A 19,176-nucleotide genomic window follows, 5' to 3' on the forward strand; every position below is an offset into this window, starting at 1 on the left:
GCGCATCCATATTTTCAGTAAGGCCCTGTTACGACCGGATGCACGCTCAATCATACGCTGGGGTTTGATGATGGATTCCCACACTCACACGTTCCGCCTGCCCCTGGCTGCCGATCTTGCCTGGTCCGGCGGACTGACGGTGCTCATGGTGACCGCCGCTGGCATCGGATTCCACCCCCCTGCCAGCTTTTACGCGCTCGCCGTGTTGCTTTGCCTGGCAATTGCGGTGCCTGTTATTCGCTTCTGGCCCGCGGAACAGGACTTCGGTTGGGCCAATCGGGCAACCCTGGTACGCGCCTCCCTCGTCATACTCCTCATCAGCCTGGCGCCGTTCACTTCCGGGTTAGGGAACTGGCTGTGGTTGTACGGGTCATTGTGTTTACTGGCGTTGATTCTTGACGGCGTGGATGGCGCAGTAGCAAGGGCCACCCGTTCAACAACGGCGTTCGGTGCCCGATTCGACATGGAACTGGATGCGCTATTCATCCTCGGGCTGTGTGTTGCGGTCCTGGCCCAGGGCAAAGCCGGCCCATGGGTTCTCGCGTTGGGGCTGATGCGTTACGCCTTTGTGATCGCTGGCCACTGGTTTCGCTTCATGGACAGACCACTACCCGACAGCTTTCGACGCAAAACTGTCTGCGTATGGCAAATAGTCACCCTTATGGTTGCCATATTGCCGATTACGCCGACCGGCTTCGCGACTGCCACACTCGCTATCGCGCTGTTATTGCTCTGTTATTCGTTTTTTACAGACCTGCGCTGGCTTTATCAAACAGGGAGAAAGACATGAAAGCGTTCCTATCCACTGCTGCACTAACCGCCTCACTGGCATTGTCCGCCCCCGTTGCCATGGCCGAGCCGGAGACCTACGTTATCGACGATGAGCATTTCTCGATGTCGTTTGAGGTGAACCACATCGGCTATGCCCCGGTAATGGGCATGTTCCGGGATGTGGAAGGAAAGTTCGGCTACGACGAGGAGACTCAACAGCTCACCTCCGGCACACTGACGTTCAAAAGCAAAAGCGTCTTCACCAATCACGATAAACGGGATGGCCACCTGCGCAACGAGGATTTTCTCAACAGTGGAAAGTTCCCGGACATCACCTTTGAGATCACCAATTTCGAAACCACCGGCGAAAACACCGGCACTGTGACCGGTGACCTGACCCTTCTGGGCAAAACCCGCCCGGTGGATGTTGATGTAACCCTTAACAAATCTGCCGACTACCCCATCGGGCACGAGGACTACACCCTCGGCGTCACCGCCGAGGCCACCATTAAGCGCAGCAATTGGGGCATGACCTACGGCATTGATCAGGATCTGGTGGGTGATGACGTTCGCCTCAGGTTCGGCCTCGAAGCTGTGAAAGAGTCCGGCTGGTTATGAGGTAGTGTGAACAACATCACACCCTGGACACATTCTGTTACACATTCGGGCCATTTTTTTGCGCGAAGTCAGTTTGGCCCGTTATGTTAATACAACAACAAAAATAATGGCGTTCGCGCCATAGAATGCCTCCAACAAGGATCCAAAGATGCCACTGCGGTTGCTCTTGGCCCTAACGTTCGTTGTGTCCGGTGCCGTCGGCCTGGGATATCTACTGTCGACCGACAATACAGTCCGGTTCTCCTGGATAACCGGTGAGAGCGAAGGCAGGAGCCCGCCCCCTTCCGGAACAGACACCACCCGCTCCAAGCCCGGGCCGGCCGAATCGCCGACCACGGAAAAGCAGGAACCCTCTGAGAATGCGATCGGCTTCATGTTGGCCAGTGCTGCAGCCCAATACAGCCAGAACATCCGCTACCCGACGTACTCCATTCCAATCTCTGACGACCAGGCCAAGGCCTACGCCGGCAACCGTTTCGACCCTGTGGAGCTGCCGCTGGACGGGGGCGGACAATTTACCGTCACACTTGAGAAATACCGCTTCGTACAGGAAGAAGACATTCTTGTGGCAGCGAGCATTACTGGCTCCCAGGTGGTAGGGCCAAGCCTGGACGCGACCCTGGAGTCCCCCGAGTCTCGCCAGGCGATTGCCAGTACTACACTCCAGAACGAGGCCGGTGCCCCCTACTATGAAGGCATCATTGAGGCCGACGCAGAGCCTGGCGAATATCGGTTGATCGTTGAGGCAACCATTGATGGCAAACCCGTACGCCACGTTTCAACCCTGACCATTGAGCCCGTCCTGGGAGAGTTTGACGGCCTGGGCGACCCAAAGGTGACCAACAACGACCTGATAATACCGGTTCATTTCGACGCCAAAGACCCCGGCTTCTATGCCCTCTCTGCCCAGCTCTACCACAACGGCCGCGCACTCGCGCAGCTGCAGGCGGAGAAGCGACTCGACGGAACCACCGACACCCTGGAGCTCAAAGCCCATGGCTCGGTGCTCGCCCATCGTGAGATTAGCGGTAACCTGGAACTGCGCAACCTGCAGATCCGGCGCCTGCCGGCCTCGCCCGGAGACCGCACCGACTATGGCTATGGCCCTGATGATGGCTACTCGTTTTCGCCACCGGACATGGACGGATTGACCGACAGCCCGGCAGGTGACCCCGAATCAGAGCAACGTGCTGCGCTGCTGCAAAGGCTGGCAGACAAGTTCTGATACAACAATAAAACAAAGACGGAGCCTTTATGAAAACAAGAAAGAGAAGTGCCTGTAAGACCGCCCTTGCGGTGGCCATCGCCGGCGGCTTGTTCGCCGGCACCGCCCACGCCCAGCTTGCGGGCCACAACGTGATCCTGGTTCACGGCTTCCAGCAGGAAGACCTGGCCAATCCACCTGCCAACCTTAATGAGGTAAAAAGTGCTGGCGAGGACTACTGGCGTACCTTCTGGCTGTCCCGTTCCGACGCCCGTGTAGATTGGGGCAGCGATGGCCGTGTGGAGGGCAACATCGCCCAGCAGGCCTATCACCAGCTACGTGACATCAGCCAGCAGGGGCTATGCAACGATTTCTGCATTGTGGTTTCCCATTCCACCGGTGACCTGGTTACCCGATATCTTCTGGAAAACCAGGCACGCTGGCTTCAGGCCGACGGACTGCAGCCGCTGAAAATACTCGCTGCGATCGACTACTCCGGTGCCGGCGGCGGTACAGAACTGGCCGATCTGGCCCTCAATGTTGCCTACAACGACAGCTGGTACAACTGGCCGCTCAAACAGGCGGTACGTGCCTTCACCGGCATCACCCCTGAGCCAGGCAGCCTTGGCGTGGTCAATGACCTGCAAACCAACACGGCACGCAACCTCGCCGTCAGTCCCAATAATATTCCGCGCCTGCGGTTTGTGGCCGGCGGCTCCTCCTACGGCGGCATCACCAAGCCGTTCATTGCCGGCACCGATGATGGCGTGGTACCAACCCACTCGGCCTGTGGCGCCACCACCAGCAACGGTATCGACTCCTGTAGCTCGAACCTGAGCCTGGCGGGCAAGGTGTCCAGCCAGAACGGGCCGTCGGACCTGTACTACAATCACTTTCCGATCCTGATGAACGAGGGTGCTTCCCACAGCGGCGTTCTGGGCTCGGAAACCGGCAATATTTCCGTCCCCGTAGTGAATGACACAACCCTCAATGGGCTGCGTGTCGATTTCGCCAGCCGCACCTACAACAAGCGCGCCTGGTGGCAGTGGTGGGGTTCCGGTGACCGATATGTTGAAGTACCCGGTTCGGACCAGACCGATATGTCGACACTGGTCTACAACACACTCAACAACTAAAAATACCAAGATGGACCCAACCGTCTGAAGGAGCACCAACCGGCTCATGGAAGAGCCATTCTTACCTGCCCGTGATAAACTCCGCCGCTGTCGCTCTAAAGCCTATCCACTCTATGGCGGTCTTGAATGCCCCTCTCGAACACTCATAAATCCGACCTGTTACTGGTGGTTGTCACCCTGATGGCAGCCATTAGCTGGATATTTTCCAAGGAAGCCGTATTACTGATGCCGCCGCTGATGTTCATGGCCCTTCGGTTCCTGTTGGCCGGTTCGGTACTGGCGGTCATAGCCTGGCCTTCGCTGAAACGACTAAGCCTGGACCAATTCAAGCGCAGTGCTGGCGTGGGGCTGGTGTTCGGAGTGGCCATGAGCTTCTGGGTGATGGGGCTTTTTCACGTCACCCACATAGGTGAAGGTGCCTTCCTGACCAGCCTTGGCGTGGTCATCGTGCCAGTGATTGCCCGGGTGATCTTCCAGGAGGCACAGCCTTTGAGCACCTGGTTTGCAATTCCGGTCGCGGTGGGCGGGCTCGCGCTGCTGTCGCTCAAAAATGGATTCCGGCCCGAAATCGGTCAGGTTTTCTTCGTGGTGGCTGCGTTTATCTTTGCGCTGTATTTCACCCTTAACACCCGCGCGGCCAACCAGCGCACGGTGATCAACCACCGGGGAGAGTCCGTGGAAAAACACCGCGTCCCCGCCCTGCCCCTCACGACCATTGCGCTGCTCACCGTAGGCACCGTCACCTTGACCGAGTCAGTGCTGCTGGAACCCTGGACACCGACTCTCGAGAACTTCTCCGGCATTCTCGCCGGCTGGGTGATTGCCAGTGCCGTGGTAGGCACGGCAGGCCGCTTCCTGCTGCAGACCTATGCCCAAAGCCTGGCTACCCACAGCCACGGAGTTGTAATCCTTGTGTTGGAGCCGGTATGGGTCGCACTGTTCGCTGCAGGCTGGTTCAGCGAATCCATGTCCACCACACAACTCGCCGGTTGCGGCCTGATATTCCTCGCACTGCTGATCAATCGGTGGGGAGTGCTCAGCAAGGCCATAAAAGGCTGGGCCAGAAAGCAGAAAACCGCCTGAAAGAGGTTGACCACGCCCATCGGAATCAGTATATTTCCACCCCGTTGCAGGACATAGGACCATAGCTCAGTTGGTTAGAGCGCTGCCTTGACATGGCAGAGGTCGGCAGTTCAAATCTGCCTGGTCCTACCATTCCTGCTTAACGATCCGTTTCTTGCAGTTCCCTTCTCTATACCGTCTTTCTTTCCCGATATTGTTTCAAAGCTCTTCCAATAAGATTCTTAATACCGCTCCCGGGCCAGATCGCTCACTAGTTCACCCCCATCTGATGTCAAACCGTTTCATCACGACAACTGAGACGCAGCGATTCCTGCCTAACCTGATATGCCTGTAAAAATCGGGATATAAACCACCAGAAGCAACACTGCAATTAAGCCAAGCAGGTAGGGAATGATAGCGCGGGTGATGCGCTCGAGCGGCAAACCGGTGACAGAGGACGCCACATAAAGGTTGATTGCGACTGGAGGCGTAATCATACCAATGGCCAGTCCCACCACAATTATGAGACCGAAGTGGATTGGGTCGATTCCTAGCTGGATGACTAACGGCAACAGAACCGGGGTCAAGATTATCAGGGCACTCGCTGTTTCGATGAACACTCCCGTTATCAGGATAATACCGACGACGAGTAGCATAATGATGTAAGGGTTAGTGGACAGTGACAGGACCGATTCAGCAATCGCGCCGGGTACCTGCCAACTTGATAGTGTCCAGCTCAGAACGGCCGATGTGGCAATGACGAACATGATAACGGCGGTTGTAATCGCAGAGCGGATCAATATCCGATAGATATCCGGAAGCTTGAGGTCGCGATAGATAAACAATGAAACTAACAGTGCGTAATTGACCGCCACTACTGCCGCTTCGCTGGGTGTAAAGATGCCAGAGAATATTCCACCCAGAATAATGACGGGTGTCATCAACCCCCAGCTTGCGCTCTTAAGCGTGCCCCAAATAGTAGCGAGGGATAATGCTGTCCCACGCGGATAATTCCGACGGTAACCCTGGGTAATGGCAATAGCGATGAGCCCCAAACCCATGATAAGGCCGGGAATAAAACCATTTAAAAACAGCTTGGAAACCGATTGCTGAGCAATGACAGCATAGATAATCATCGGCACTGATGGCGGGATCACCACACCAATAGTGCCGCTGGCAGCAATCAAACTGGCTGCCGCCGCCGGGTCATACCCTTTTTTACGAAGCTCCGGCACCAGGCTGGAGCCAACAGCTGCCGTTGTGGCTGCCCCTGAGCCGGATATAGCCGCAAAGAACATGCCTGCCAGTACGGCTACGATAGAAAGCCCACCTTTCAGAAACCCAAACAGCGAGTCCGCAAAACTGACCAGCTTCTCACTGACCTTGCCTTGGGCCATGAGGTCGCCGGCCAGTATGAACATAGGTACCGCAACCAGGGCGAAGGAGTTAATCCCCTGAAACATCTGCTGGGTAACCACCATCAGTGGCACACCCTGAAAAAATAGCGCTGCCATCGTACTGGCACCGATTGACACGGCAATAGGTACGCCAATGAGCATGAACAGAAAAAAAAGTAGGAACAGCAGACCAGTCACAGTGGCGGGTCACTTATATCAGAAGCAGTCTCGGCGGCGCCAGGTCCTTCGGACACCAGTTCAACCAGATCAACAAATGCATACCAACTCATCAGCGCTCCACAGACCGGGATAATCGCGTAAACGTAGGTCATTGACCAGCCAAGAGAGGCCGAGGTCTGGAAGCTTTGCATCTGCATATAGCGATAGCCAACAAGCACTAACGCAATCATGAATCCCAAAACAATGGCCACAGCCAGAATACGCGTCACTTGCCGCAGCCTGCCTGGCAGCGCATTGACGACGAAGGTAACAGCGATATGGCGACCACGCTGAAACGCGAGGGTGGCCCCCATAAAAGTGATCCAGATAAGCAGGAACCTGGCTAACTCCTCAGTCCAGCCCGCCGCTGTAAAGAAAACCCTGGATATAATCTGCAGCGTGATCACGGCGATCAATGCCACCATCGCCGCAAACACCATAGGCTGCATGATGGCATCGATTGCACGTTCAACTCTCTTCAGAATTCCCAACATAACGTCGTCGGGTCCTTTAACTATTGCTGCTGGAATTCACGAATCCGCTCCAGGTAATCACCAAACTGATTACCGTACTTTTCATAGACGGGGGCGACGGCAGCCTGGAAGGCATCAATCTCAGGATCCTCTACGATTTCCATCCCCGATGCTCGAAGCTCCGCCAACTGCTTGGACTCCATTTCAGCATTAACGCTGCGCTCATGTTCCGCAGCTTCCTGGGCCGCCTGTTTGATTACGCCTTGAGCTGCCTCCGGCAAGCGGTTCCATACTGGCATCCCCATGACAAATATCGCCGGCGCGTAGGTGTGCCGAGACATCGTCATATAGTTCTGAGTCTCATTGAGCTTAAAGGAGTGTACGACGTTGACAGGATTTTCCTGGCCATCAATAGTGCCTTGTTGCATTGCTGTCAGCGCTTCGGTCCAGGCCATGGGAACGGCATTTGCCCCCAGCTCACGGAACGTATCAACGTAAACAGGATTCTCCATGACACGCACGCGCAAACCGTCAATGTCATCCGGATGACTGACCGGCCGCTCGCTGTTGGTGAGGTTACGGAAGCCGCGCTCCGCATATGCGAGGCCTTTGAGGTTGACTTCGCTTAACTTGTCCAGCAACTCCTGGCCAATGGGACCATCAAGCACGGCATAGGCTTCTTCCGGGGAAGAAAACAGGAAGGGCAGTTCAAATACTGCCATTTCTTCTACGAAATTGGCGACCGGACCATTGGTTATGACGCCCATATCCACGGTACCAATTTGCATACCCTCAAGTAGGGTGCGCTCGTCGCCGAGAGAAGCATTGGGATAAAGTTCGATGGTCACCGCACCTTCTGTGCGCTTACTGACCAGCTCCTGGAATTTTACAGCGGCGATGTGGAAGCCATCCTGCTCGTTAACGACGTGAGCCAGGCGCAAAGTGACGGGATCCATATCCGAAAAGTCATCGGCAAAGACCGAGGAAGTCAGGCCAAGTGTGAGGCCAAGTACTGCAGTAACGCAGGCGAGTTTATTCATCATCTTTCCTTTTTTATTTTGAATAATTGTGAATCCAATCTCAGAATAACAGCAATAAACTACATAGCAAGCTCTCGACACGGTAAACGCTTGATTGCGTTACGCTAAATACTGCCCCCCAGTAATGGGGGCATAAAAAAACCGCCGAAGGTGCCCTTCAGCGGTTTTGTGTGCGCCTGAAAAACCTAGACCTTGTAGAAATCCCGATACCAGTCCACGAAGTTGGCAATGCCCTCTTCCACCGTGGTGGATGGCTTGTAGCCCACATCTTCAATCAGGTCATCCACATTGGCGTAGGTAGCCGGCACGTCACCGGGTTGTAGGGGCAGCAGGTTCTTCTCAGCCTTTTTACCAACGCGCTCTTCGATGATCTCAATAAACCGGGACAACTCCACCGGATTGTTGCTACCGATGTTATACAGTCGATATGGCGCCTTGCTGGTGCCGGGGTCTGGCGTTTCACCACTCCACTGCGGGTTGGGGGTGGCGACACTGTCCAGGGTCCGGATAACGCCTTCCACAATATCGTCAATGTAGGTGAAGTCGCGCCTGTGGTGCCCATGATTGAACACATCAATGGGTTCACCGGCCAGGATCTTCTTGGTGAAGATGAACAGCGCCATATCCGGTCGGCCCCATGGGCCATAGACGGTGAAGAAGCGCAGGCCGGTGGTGGGCATGTTGTAAAGGTGGCTGTAGGTGTGGGCCATCAGCTCGTTGGCTTTCTTGGAGGCCGCATACAGACTCAGGGGGTGGTCCACGTTGTCGTGGATGGAGAACGGCATGGTTTCATTCGCGCCGTAGACGGAGCTGCTGGAGGCGTATACCAGGTGCTTCACATCATTGTGACGACAACCTTCCAGGATGTTGGTGAAACCCACCAAATTGGCATCGATGTAGGCATGAGGATTCTCCAGGGAGTACCGCACGCCCGCCTGGGCCGCCAGGTGAACCACACGCTCTGGCTTGTGCTCTCGGAACAGGGCCTCCATGGCGGGCCTGTCGGCCACGTCCTTACGAACCTCGGTGAATCCTGGTTTACAGGTCAGGCGCTCAAGCCGCGCTTCCTTCAAAGTGGGGTCGTAGTAATCGTTGACGTTATCTACGCCGATTACTTCATCACCTCGGTCAAGCAGCCGATGCGCCAGATGGGAGCCAATGAAGCCCGCCGTGCCCGTAACCAGAATTTTCAACGTGTTCTCTCCTGTTCCTTCAGAACGTCAGCCCGGCACTTACAAACGGGCCACCGAGTTCGATGTCCAGACGGTCATCGCTGTCTTCGTAATCAATGCTGATCTGACGGTATCCGGCGCGCAGCTGTAACAACGACAGTTCGTATTGGCCGTAAGCGTTGTAGTCATAGATGGAATCGCCGTCGAAGCTGATGAGATTGGCCTCGCCACCGACGGAAACACCGGTAAAGGGAAGATCAAAGCGGGCAGCCAGATAACCCATCGGAATCACGCCGTCGACCTCAGTCTTACTGACCTGGCCATTGGTGGCCTGCTCACGAACAATCAGTTCGCCATCCAGATTGCGGGCGGTCACGCCCAGATCCAGATTGGCCCAGTTGTCGAGCACTTCGTAATACAGGGTGACGTCAAACTGACTCAGGTCCAGATCCGAATCGACGTCGCCGGACACCAGATCAAATTGCGTGGACACTTCGCCACTACCGCTTTGTTCAATGCGGGTGTAATTCAGGCGCACGTTAGGCAATACCGGCACCGGGTGCTCGAGGTAGGCACTCAGGTTGGCATTGGTGTCGCTTTCCAGGTCAAGGTCGTTTTCGACGTCGACCACGTCGTTGTTTTTGCCGGCTTTGCCCGAGAGGTCAGAATCCCAGTAGCTGACATTGGCGCCCACACCAACCACATCAGCGGTTGCGACTGGGGCGGCGATGACCAAAGAGCCGCCGATGGCAAGAATCAGTTTACGCATAGTGCACCTGTTTTCTGGTTGTTGTACCTGACTGATCAGTCGAAACGGATGCCGAGACGACGACCAACCTCTTCGTAGGTCTCAATCACATCGCCCAGTCCCTGACGAAAACGGTCCTTATCCATCTTCTTTCGGGTTTCCCTGTCCCAGATACGGCAGCCGTCAGGGCTGAATTCGTCACCCAGGACAATCTGGCCACCCGAACGACCAAATTCCAGCTTGTAATCCACCAGCAGCATGCCGGCTTCCTCAAACAGCGCCTTCAGTACGTCATTTACCTGATAGGTCAGTTCTTTCATTCTGGCAAGCTCGTCTGCTTTCGCCCAGCCAAAACTGACCGCCAGTGACTCATTGACCATGGGATCATGCATGGCGTCGTTCTTCAGGAACAGTTCAAAGGTGGGCGGATTCAGCGTCAGCCCTTCCTCGACACCCAACCTGCGGCACAGACTGCCAGCGGAGATGTTACGAACCACGCATTCAACCGGAATCATATCCAGCTTCTTGACCAGCGATTCCGTGCCGGAAAGCAGGCCCTCAAAGTGCGTGGGAACGCCGGCCGCTTCCAGTTTTTCCATGATGAAGGCATTAAAGCGGTTGTTCACCATGCCCTTGCGGTTGAGCTGCTCTTTCTTCTCGCCGTCAAAAGCCGACGTATCGTCGCGAAAGACCATCACAAACCGGTCGGGGTCGTCGGTACGGTATACGGATTTGGCCTTGCCCGCGTAAAGCTCTTCACGCTTTTCCATGTCAGATCTCCGGACGTGCCCGCTCGGTGCAGGCACTGCTTGCATTAGTAAAGATATTCGAACAGTTCTGAAAGCAGCTCGGTCGAGCGATTCTCACCATCGTAACTCTCGGCGATGGCGGTGGAAACGACAATGTCGCCGTCACGCTCCTCAAGCCGTATATCAAACGAATGTACCGGTTCCGGGGCGTCGGAGAACCAGCTGAACCATCCCGGCTCGCGCTCGGATTCCGGCCGGAAATCCACAAAGAAATATCCGTCTTCACGGTTCAGGTCGATCACCGGTATGCCCGCGTCATCCACCGCTCGGCGAACCTCCGCCCAAGCCCGGCCGTAATCCAGGCTCATTACAATTTCCCTGGGCGTTTCGTCGTCCGATACCAACTTGACCAGGGGTTCGCTGGCCATGCCCAATGCCGCACGGGAGTAAGACTTACTGTCTTCCCGGTTGCGTAAATACTGGGCCAGGTCTTCGAGCAGCTTCCGACTGGTATCGAGTTGCTCGCGGCTACGGGTATCCCCACCGCCCCAAGCCATCAGTTCGTTCGGATCATCAGCAACTTCGAAGGAACGGAATTGAACCTCTGTGGTTTTGCGGCGCACACCGGGCGCAACACGGGCCTGGACAACCACTTTCGCTTCTGGTCCGTCGGGGTTTTCCGGCAGCTCCAGCAATTCCCTCGCCTGCTTGCTGAAGTTAACCAACTCACTCTGCATCAGGCCGAGCTGGGGGCTGTCGTACGCCACACCAAGACCGTTCTCATTCATGTAGGAGGTGACTGCAGGCCAAAGGCGACCTGGAACATCATTCACCAGCAGCCATATCTGGCCATCCAGTTCCTCAACCAGATAATTTTCGTCAAGGATATCGGAGGTCATATCCGGCGGCCTGGGTATGCTTCCCCGATACATACGGCCCGAGTCGGCAGCGGTCGCTTCGCGTATCGGCATGATCTGACCAAACTCGCCTTCATCCGCCGTTTCCGGCAGTTTCAGAGGCGTGCCTTCCGAGGCATTGACATAGCGCTCTGAGCGGTCTTCGATCAAGCTACAGCCTGACAGGGCCATAACAAACATCAGGCCCGCCAGGGGCCTGATGCATTTTTCGGTTTTTTCGATTTCTGTCCTGAACCTAAACGCCATCAGGCGACTCCAGTTACGATAGATGGTACAGCCTGACTCAGAGTACGCCAGAGGCTTTCAGTGCGTCTTCCACTTCGCCGTGGAACCTGTCACTCAGAGGGGTGAGCGGAAGGCGAATGCCCTCCCCGATCATACCCATATGATAGAGAGCCCACTTCACGGGGATGGGATTGGCCTCGAGGAAAAGTTTGCGGTTCAGAGGCATGAGCAACTCGTTAAGCCGCTCGGTTTCCTCCTCATTTCCGGCGATGGCGGCTTCGCACAACGCAGCCATGCCCTTGGGCGCCACGTTGGCGGTAACGGAGACGTTGCCTTTGGCGCCGGCAAGCATCAGTCCGGCGGCCGTCGCGTCGTCGCCAGAGTAGACCACCAGGCGGCCTTTAACGGCTTCAACCAGCTCTGCACCACGGGGAATATTGCCGGTTGCATCCTTGATGCCGATGATGTTCGGAATATCTGCCAGGCGCTCAACGGTTTCGTTCAGCATGTCGCACGCCGTTCGGCCGGGAACGTTGTAGAGAATCTGATCGACCGGGACAGCCTCAGCAATGGTCTTGAAGTGCTGGTAGAGCCCTTCCTGGGTCGGCTTGTTGTAGTACGGGACGACAAGCAGACAGGCATCGGCACCCAGCTTGTGAGCTTCTTCGGTCAGCTCTATGGCTTCGCGAGTACTGTTACCGCCGGTACCGGCAATCACAGGAATGCGGCCATTGACGCGTTTTATGATATGCCCCACCACCCGCATGTGCTCTTCCGGGTCCAGCGTGGCGGATTCACCCGTCGTTCCAACGGCCACGATACCGTGCGTTCCGTTGTCGAGATGAAAGTCCACCAGCTTATCAAGGTGCTCCCAATGAACGCTGCCATCGGAATGCATGGGCGTGACCAGTGCGACAAGGCTCCCCGTAATCATAAAAACTCCGTACGAATAAAAACGATATGGTAATGTTGGGCACCCACTGACACAAGGGAATTAAAGGAGATGTCATGTCAGCACCCGAACTGAACCGTCCTGTTGATGATTTTGAGGCCCCGGCTACCGGAGATCAAACCATTCGTTTATCGGACCTGAAAGGCCAGAATGTGGTGGTCTATTTCTACCCCAAGGACAACACCCCCGGATGCACCACTGAAGGTCAGGATTTCCGCGATCGGCACGACCAGTTTGAAGCACTCGATACGGTTATTTTGGGCGTGTCACGTGACGGCCTGAAAGCCCACGACAACTTCCGCGAAAAGCAGGCATTTCCCTTCCACCTGATTTCCGACAAGGACGAAGCCCTCTGCCAACAGTTCGATGTCATCAAGCTGAAGAAGCTCTATGGCAAGGAATATATGGGCATTGACCGCAGCACCTTCCTGATCGACAAGGACGGGGTCCTTCGCAGGGAGTGGCGAGGCGTGAAAGTACCAGGCCACGTTGACGAAGTGCTGGAGGCCGTCAGGAGTCTTTAAGACTCCTTTGGCAACGTCTCTGCCTGCCCGTACTTGACCGGCCATGCCGAGAAGATCGCCTTGAGCATGGTCGCCAGCGGTATGGCGAAGAACACACCCCACAAACCCCAGATGCCACCAAAGAACAACACAGCCACGATGATGGCGACAGGGTGCAGATTATTCACTTCCGAGAACAGGATGGGAACCAGAACGTTGCCATCCAGCGCCTGGATCACACCGTACACCACCATGACCCAGATAAACTGGCTGCCCCACCCGAAGGCGAACAAGGCGATCATGGCGACCGGAATGGTGACAACAGCCGCCCCGATATAGGGAATCACCACGCTCAGACCCACCATCAGTGACAGCAGGGCCGCATAGGGCATACCCAGAACCTTGAAGGCCACGTAGGTGATACCTCCAACGATCAGTATCTCCACCGCCTTTCCCCGCACGTAGTTGGCACACTGAAGATTCACTTCATGCCATATCCGGACCATCATCGGGCGTTGGGATGGCAGCATGCGAGCGATCGCACCCAGTAGCACCCGGCGGTCCTTGAGGAAGAAGAATACGAGAATCGGCAGCAACACCATGTAGATCAGCAGCGCCACCAGATCCGGAATGCTTTCCAGTGAAAAGGACACCAGCCATTGGGTCATGCGGCCGGCTTCGGTGGTTACCTGATTGTAGATGGTGTTGATGCCTTCCATGGATATCAGCGTTGGATACTGCTCAGGAAGCACTTCAAGATAGGACTGCATCTCTCTGAAAATACGAGGCGCTTCGCCCGCCAGCCCGGTCACCTGGGTCCAGATCAGAGGTAACAGCCCGAACAGGACGCCAATCAACAGCCCCAGGAAGACAAAGAACACGCCTATGATGGATACGATTTCCGGAATTCCGAGCCGATTAAGCTTGGTGACCAGCCCCTGGAGGATAAAGGCAACAATAACCGCCGCAATCGCGGGCGCCAGCATGGAGCCGAAAAAAATGATGAAGACGACGCCTGCCAGTATCAGCAGGAAAAGAATGACGGCTTCTTCATCTGAAAAGTATTTGTGGGCGAGACCACGTAAAATTCTGATCATCAACGACTCCGGAGGGTCATTACTACGGGCTTAACCGCCGCACTTTATCACAAAGGTGAAACAGCCACCCTGTTCGGATGTGCGGACCAGCTCATGACTCGACAGTTCGAGGAACGCAGGAATATCCCTTGCAGAACCGGCGTCTGTGGCGATAACTTCAAGTTCCTGGCCGGGAGACATGCTGTTGAGTTCGAGCTTGGTTTTCAATAGCGGCATCGGACAGCGCAGGCCCGATGCGTCCAGTGTTCGATCAGCCATGGCGATAAGGCATCCGTATGTTCAAAACAGGAGCCGGCATTATGCCCACAGTGGTACTGTATTGCACCTCAATCGTAACAGACGAACCCCGATAGAACTTTCGGTGGCACAATGCTGTCAGAGAGAACCCCATGACAACGGACATCGCCTATTCATGACTGTAACAAACCGCCGCCGAACTCAACGGCCAGGCACCCTGGCATCCGCCTTTGCCCTGGCGTTTTCACTGACGGTCAGCCAGGCCTCGGCACAATCGTCGGATAGCACACTGCCGTCCATTGGTGGCGCCGGTGGTGGGCTTATCTCTGAGCGCCAGGAAACGGATATCGGGCGTCAAGTGATGACATCCATCCGGCGATCCGCCCCTCAGATCACCGATGCCCTGGTCCAGGACTACCTGAACTCGATCATTTATCGCCTCGTACCCTCGGCACCTCTGAGTAGCAGCGACCTCACGCTGGCGATCATCGACAGCCCCGACATCAATGCCTTTGCGGTCCCCGGCAATGTCGTCGGCGTTAATGGCGGCCTGTTCCTGAATGCCGAGAGTGAGCAACAGTTTGCCTCGGTTCTGGCCCACGAACTGGCGCACCTGAGCCAGCGCCATTTCGCCAGGCGCCTGGAGCAACAGGAAACCAGCGCCCCGTTGACCATTGCCGGCATGATCGCCGGCATCATCCTCTCAGCGGTTACCCAGTCGGATGTCGGCATAGCGGCCATCGCAGGCACCCAGGCACTGGCAGTACAGAATATGTTGGCTTATAGCCGGGCCCATGAACAGGAAGCTGACCGGGTTGGCATGGACATACTGGCCAGCTCCGGCATGGACCCGAGAGGGATGCCGGAAATGTTCGAGATCATGATGCGACAGAACCGCCTGCAGGGAAACCGGGTTCCGGAGTACCTGTCCACCCACCCGCTGACGCAGAATCGTGTATCCGACACCCGCAACCGCGCCGAACAATACCCTCGCAGGGATGTGGCCGATGCCCAGGAGTATCATCTGGTTCGATCCCGGCTTCAGGTTCGATACGCAAAGTCCGCAGACATCGCTGTGGAAACGTTCAATGACTACCTGAACCGTTCGGACACCGAAAAGCCGGATGCCATTCGCTACGGCCTGGCGGTGGCGTTGCTGAGAAATGGAAACCAGAGTGAGGCGATTATTGAGCTTGAAAGGCTGCTCGATGGAACACCGGGGCGCATCACCTATCAGGTGACACTCGCAGAGGCGCTGATTGAGCAGGACAAGCTCAACGAAGCTCGCAGCCTGCTTTCCGAAGCCCTTGCAAGAAATCCCGGCAACTACCCGATTACCGACATGCTCGCACACCTGGAAACCGCGGCGGGTAACGGCGAACGTGCCGCCGAATACCTCCACAGACTGACGCGGGAACTGCCGAAGAAAGAGCATCTCTGGCTGAGGTTGGCGGAAGCCGAAGGGTTGGCGCGCAACATCGTTGGGGTGCACCGGGCGAGGGCCGAATACGATATCCTGATGGGCGACCTTGAGGCAGCCCAGCGCCAGTTGCGACAGGCCCAGGAAAGACTCCCCGCCGGAGCGCCATTGCGCCAAATCGTGACCGAACGATTGTCGCAGGTGTCAGAGCGGCTGAACCAGCGCCGCAGCTGACGTCAGGCGTTGCCGGCGGCCTTCAGATTCATCTCGGCGGTGAAATCCAGCATTCGCTGAAGCGGCCTCAACGCATCCTCCCGCAACGACGGGTCCACATGAACCTCCTGGTCACCGTTCTCAATCACCGACAGCAGGTTCTCGAGGCCATTCATCGCCATCCACGGGCAATGGGCGCAGCTACGACAGGTGGCGCCATTTCCGGCTGTTGGCGCCTCAATCAAGGTCTTGTTGGGGGCCAACTGCTGCATCTTGTAGAAAATGCCGTTGTCGGTGGCAACGATAAACTGATCGTTGGGCAGCGTCTGTACCGCATGAATCAGCTGAGAGGTCGAACCGACAACATCGGCCATCTCGACCACCGCGTTGGGCGACTCAGGGTGCACCAGAACCGCCGCATCCGGATACAGCGCTTTCAGATCCTCCAGCCCCCGGTACTTGAACTCTTCATGTACGATGCATGAACCATCCCAGAGCAACACATCCGCACCGGTGGTTTTCTGCACGTAATGGCCTAAATGCTTGTCCGGGGCCCAGAGTATTTTTTCACCACGGGCATCCAGCGACTCCACAATGGCCTGAGCACAACTGGAGGTAACCACCCAGTCCGCCCTTGCCTTCACCGCTGCGGAGGTATTGGCGTAGACCACAACGGTACGGTCGGGGTGCTGGTCGCAAAAGGCCGAGAATTCGTCCGCGGGGCAGCCAATATCCAGTGAACAGGTGGCCTCCAGCGTGGGCATCAGCACACGTTTTTCCGGGTTCAGAATCTTGGCGGTTTCGCCCATGAAACGGACACCTGCCACGACCACGGTTGACGCTTTGTGCTGGTTGCCAAACCGGGCCATTTCCAGCGAATCGGCAACACAGCCGCCGGTTTCCTCCGCCAGGCGCTGAATGTCAGGGTCGGTGTAGTAATGAGCCACGAGCACCGCATCCTGCGCTTTCAGCGCTGCTCGAATACGGGACTCAAGGTTGGCTTTCTCGTCGTCGCTCAGGGTCTTTGGCTCCGCCTGGTGTGCCAGATGTTCCTGAACGAGAATACGGTCTTCAACTCGCGTCATTACTGCATCTCTGTATTGCGTTAACGTCGGAAGTATATCACTTCGGCCACGACTTTCACTGGGCTGACACCCTGCTGTCACAGAGTTTTGCTTAGGTTACTTACACGCACCCTTTTAACTACGCCCACTATCACAGATGTATGACCGTATACCCAAAAAAAAAGAGCCCGAAGGCTCTTTTTTCGACAGGAGCCGCTTTGGCTTCCTGTTCTATTGGTGGGTCGTGAAGGATTCGAACCTTCGACCAATTGGTTAAAAGCCAACTGCTCTACCAACTGAGCTAACGACCCATAACTGTCGGCCCGAATCCGGACCAGAACAACGCGACGACTCAGTCCACCGCCTCGTTCGTAATTTGGTGGGTCGTGAAGGATTCGAACCTTCGACCAATTGGTTAAAAGCCAACTGCTCTACCAACTGAGCTAACGACCCAAACGAGGCGCATATAGTAATGATTTTTCAGCGCCGATCAACCCCTAATTCCCAGGTTTCTCAACATTCTTCGTGGCAAGCACGATCAGCCGTTACTGGAGTCGAGGTACTTCTTGGCCAACTCAGCAGCGCTGGTATTCGGATAGTCGCGGACCACGGTTTCCATACGCCCGCGAGCCTGCTCCTTATCGCCAAGCCGGTCCAGGGTCACGCCAAGCTTGTAAACAGCGTCCGGCGCCTTGCGATGATCCCCATAACGGGTTGCAACGATGGTGAACGCCTGCCGCGCCTGTTCGAGCTGTTCCTCAACGAGGTACACTTCGCCCAGCCAATAATAGGCGTTGACCGTCAGGTCCCCTTCCTCATACTCATCAATGAAGTCGTACAACCCGTTGATCGCCTGGTCGTAGTTCTTTTCCTGATGAATCAGAGTCTGGATTTTCTGGTATTCCGTTCGCTCCTTGTCGGAAGGCTGCCGGTAGATTCTGGTTTTCACCCCCGAATTTCCTGCTGCCTCAGCCGAATCGGCCGCGCCCTCTGAGCTCGCTGAGCTCGTCGCTGGTGCTTCCGAGACCTTTTCAGAGAGTTTCAGAATTCGCTGGTCAAGATCGATGTAGCGGTCCCGTGACTGCTTGGTAAGCCGATCAATGAGGTTGCGCTGCTCTTCGACCCGCCCCTGCAATCGACGAACCTCGCCCTGCAGTTGCTGAATCATGTAGAACAGTTCCGCATTGGCCTGACTGTTGCCAGCCTTGCGTTCTGCCTCGGACGCATTGTCCTGGAACGCTGGAGAAACGGATTGCGCCAGCGCGCCGCCCGCATGCCCGAAGGCAAGCGGGAGCATCACTGTCGCCATGAGCAGATGTCTCATGGGGTTCGCCTGTTACTGGAAAACGAGTTCAACGCGACGGTTCTGGGCCCACGCGCTCTCACTGGAACCCATCACTGCCGGCTTTTCTTCACCGTAGCTGATGGTTTCCGTCTGGCCGCGGGAAGCACCGTTCACGATCAGGAAACGCTCGATGGCGTTGGCACGACGCTCGCCCAATGCGAGGTTGTATTCTTTGGTGCCGCGCTCATCAGCATGCCCTTCAATACGGACATTCTGCCCCGGATTGGCTTGCAGGAACCGGGCGTGGGCCACCAGCACATCGCGGGCTTCGGTTTTGATTTCGGAGGTATCAAAATCAAAGTAGAAGGTGGTGATTTCGCGCATGGCGGCTTCTTCCGCCCGCGCAGCACGAGCTTCCGCTTCACGACGCTGCTCTTCGCTCATCTCGGATGAAGACACACCGCCGTCATCATCGCCGCCATAAACAGTGCTGCCACCTTCCTGGTCGACAGCAGAGACATCGGAACCGTACGCACCGTCTTCAGTGGTCTCACCGGTGCTGCTGCAACCGGCGATCAGACCAAGAGACATTACCATGGCGAATAACTTGTGGTGAGCTGATACGTTCATAATCACTTCCTTCCTTTTTGAGAGTCTGTTGTACGTTAATGCAA

Annotated in this window: 20 protein-coding genes and 3 tRNA genes; 8 read left to right on the top strand and 15 right to left on the bottom strand. The window is 56.0% G+C overall.

Translation table 11 applies throughout. The features are described 5' to 3' along the window. The first annotated feature begins 70 nt into the window (after positions 1 to 70). The 6 genes from ACTRWH_RS10325 (at position 71) to ACTRWH_RS10350 (ending at position 4,944) form a co-directional block, all read left to right on the top strand. A complete protein-coding gene (locus tag ACTRWH_RS10325; RefSeq protein WP_434049308.1) occupies positions 71 to 790 on the top strand; it encodes a CDP-alcohol phosphatidyltransferase family protein in 720 nt (239 codons plus the stop codon). Then, positions 787 to 1,389 (top strand): YceI family protein, encoded by a 603-nt coding sequence (locus ACTRWH_RS10330; protein ID WP_136633647.1) that lies wholly within the window; start codon positions 787 to 789, stop codon positions 1,387 to 1,389. The genes ACTRWH_RS10325 and ACTRWH_RS10330 overlap by 4 nt, the downstream gene beginning before the upstream one ends. 148 nt (positions 1,390 to 1,537) lie before the next feature. Further along, positions 1,538 to 2,614 (top strand): hypothetical protein, encoded by a 1,077-nt coding sequence (locus ACTRWH_RS10335; RefSeq protein WP_462826390.1) that lies wholly within the window; start codon positions 1,538 to 1,540, stop codon positions 2,612 to 2,614. Positions 2,615 to 2,643: 29 nt separating this feature from the next. After that, positions 2,644 to 3,729 carry a hypothetical protein gene (locus ACTRWH_RS10340; RefSeq protein ID WP_462826391.1) on the top strand — a complete coding sequence of 362 codons (1,086 nt, stop codon included), beginning with the start codon at positions 2,644 to 2,646 and terminating at the stop codon, positions 3,727 to 3,729. A gap of 126 nt (positions 3,730 to 3,855) precedes the next feature. Further along, on the top strand, positions 3,856 to 4,812 hold the full coding sequence (locus tag ACTRWH_RS10345; protein ID WP_091641293.1) for a DMT family transporter: 957 nt from the start codon (positions 3,856 to 3,858) through the stop codon (positions 4,810 to 4,812). Positions 4,813 to 4,867: 55 nt separating this feature from the next. Further along, positions 4,868 to 4,944 (top strand) — tRNA-Val (locus tag ACTRWH_RS10350). 182 nt (positions 4,945 to 5,126) lie between these two features. Here the strand turns inward: ACTRWH_RS10350 and ACTRWH_RS10355 are convergent. The 8 genes from ACTRWH_RS10355 to dapA form a co-directional block, all read right to left on the bottom strand. Further along, positions 5,127 to 6,386 (bottom strand): TRAP transporter large permease, encoded by a 1,260-nt coding sequence (locus tag ACTRWH_RS10355; protein ID WP_199480452.1) that lies wholly within the window; start codon positions 6,384 to 6,386, stop codon positions 5,127 to 5,129. Further along, positions 6,383 to 6,901 carry a TRAP transporter small permease gene (locus tag ACTRWH_RS10360; protein WP_136632908.1) on the bottom strand — a complete coding sequence of 173 codons (519 nt, stop codon included), beginning with the start codon at positions 6,899 to 6,901 and terminating at the stop codon, positions 6,383 to 6,385. Before ACTRWH_RS10360 ends, ACTRWH_RS10355 begins: the two co-directional genes overlap by 4 nt. 20 nt (positions 6,902 to 6,921) lie before the next feature. Continuing rightward, positions 6,922 to 7,920 (bottom strand): TRAP transporter substrate-binding protein, encoded by a 999-nt coding sequence (locus ACTRWH_RS10365; RefSeq protein ID WP_075196197.1) that lies wholly within the window; start codon positions 7,918 to 7,920, stop codon positions 6,922 to 6,924. A 185-nt stretch (positions 7,921 to 8,105) separates the two neighbouring features. After that, a complete protein-coding gene (locus ACTRWH_RS10370) occupies positions 8,106 to 9,113 on the bottom strand; it encodes an NAD-dependent epimerase (protein ID WP_085680253.1) in 1,008 nt (335 codons plus the stop codon). Positions 9,114 to 9,132: 19 nt separating this feature from the next. Continuing rightward, positions 9,133 to 9,861 carry a TIGR04219 family outer membrane beta-barrel protein gene (locus ACTRWH_RS10375; RefSeq protein WP_075196199.1) on the bottom strand — a complete coding sequence of 243 codons (729 nt, stop codon included), beginning with the start codon at positions 9,859 to 9,861 and terminating at the stop codon, positions 9,133 to 9,135. 35 nt (positions 9,862 to 9,896) lie between these two features. After that, positions 9,897 to 10,610 (bottom strand): phosphoribosylaminoimidazolesuccinocarboxamide synthase, encoded by a 714-nt coding sequence (gene purC / locus ACTRWH_RS10380; protein WP_036205376.1) that lies wholly within the window; start codon positions 10,608 to 10,610, stop codon positions 9,897 to 9,899. A 44-nt stretch (positions 10,611 to 10,654) separates the two neighbouring features. Then, the gene (gene bamC, locus ACTRWH_RS10385; protein WP_136633252.1) at positions 10,655 to 11,752 is read right to left on the bottom strand and encodes an outer membrane protein assembly factor BamC; all 1,098 of its coding nucleotides are present in this window, start codon (positions 11,750 to 11,752) and stop codon (positions 10,655 to 10,657) included. Between the two features lie 37 nt (positions 11,753 to 11,789). Next, complete coding sequence (gene dapA / locus ACTRWH_RS10390; RefSeq protein WP_136633253.1) at positions 11,790 to 12,665, bottom strand: 4-hydroxy-tetrahydrodipicolinate synthase; 876 nt, start codon at positions 12,663 to 12,665, stop codon at positions 11,790 to 11,792. Positions 12,666 to 12,739: 74 nt separating this feature from the next. Here dapA and ACTRWH_RS10395 point away from each other — a divergent pair, with 74 nt between their 5' ends. Beyond that, positions 12,740 to 13,207 (top strand): peroxiredoxin, encoded by a 468-nt coding sequence (locus ACTRWH_RS10395; protein WP_041334312.1) that lies wholly within the window; start codon positions 12,740 to 12,742, stop codon positions 13,205 to 13,207. Here ACTRWH_RS10395 and ACTRWH_RS10400 read toward each other — a convergent pair. Beyond that, entirely contained in the window at positions 13,204 to 14,283 is a 1,080-nt protein-coding gene (locus ACTRWH_RS10400; protein WP_036205372.1) for an AI-2E family transporter, read from the bottom strand. The genes ACTRWH_RS10395 and ACTRWH_RS10400 overlap by 4 nt on opposite strands. 30 nt (positions 14,284 to 14,313) lie before the next feature. Continuing rightward, positions 14,314 to 14,541, bottom strand: coding sequence for a sulfurtransferase TusA family protein (locus ACTRWH_RS10405; protein ID WP_036205371.1), 228 nt, complete (start codon positions 14,539 to 14,541; stop codon positions 14,314 to 14,316). A gap of 154 nt (positions 14,542 to 14,695) precedes the next feature. On the opposite strand from ACTRWH_RS10405, the gene ACTRWH_RS10410 reads away from it, so the two are divergent. Beyond that, positions 14,696 to 16,174 (top strand): M48 family metalloprotease, encoded by a 1,479-nt coding sequence (locus ACTRWH_RS10410; RefSeq protein ID WP_462826392.1) that lies wholly within the window; start codon positions 14,696 to 14,698, stop codon positions 16,172 to 16,174. Positions 16,175 to 16,176: 2 nt separating this feature from the next. Here the strand turns inward: ACTRWH_RS10410 and nadA are convergent, their stop codons facing one another. From nadA to pal, 5 genes are all read right to left on the bottom strand, one after another. Next, positions 16,177 to 17,238: a quinolinate synthase NadA gene (gene nadA / locus ACTRWH_RS10415; protein WP_036205367.1), complete on the bottom strand. Its 1,062-nt coding sequence runs from the start codon at positions 17,236 to 17,238 to the stop codon at positions 16,177 to 16,179. A gap of 214 nt (positions 17,239 to 17,452) precedes the next feature. Next, a tRNA-Lys gene (locus ACTRWH_RS10420) sits at positions 17,453 to 17,528 on the bottom strand. A gap of 66 nt (positions 17,529 to 17,594) precedes the next feature. Beyond that, a tRNA-Lys gene (locus ACTRWH_RS10425) sits at positions 17,595 to 17,670 on the bottom strand. An 85-nt stretch (positions 17,671 to 17,755) separates the two neighbouring features. Beyond that, a complete protein-coding gene (gene ybgF / locus ACTRWH_RS10430) occupies positions 17,756 to 18,541 on the bottom strand; it encodes a tol-pal system protein YbgF (protein WP_085680251.1) in 786 nt (261 codons plus the stop codon). A 12-nt stretch (positions 18,542 to 18,553) separates the two neighbouring features. After that, the gene (gene pal / locus ACTRWH_RS10435) at positions 18,554 to 19,132 is read right to left on the bottom strand and encodes a peptidoglycan-associated lipoprotein Pal (RefSeq protein WP_036205364.1); all 579 of its coding nucleotides are present in this window, start codon (positions 19,130 to 19,132) and stop codon (positions 18,554 to 18,556) included. Between the last annotated feature and the right edge of the window lie 44 nt (positions 19,133 to 19,176).

The sequence above is a fragment of the Marinobacter sp. G5_S1_61_S3 genome, from assembly GCF_054968585.1.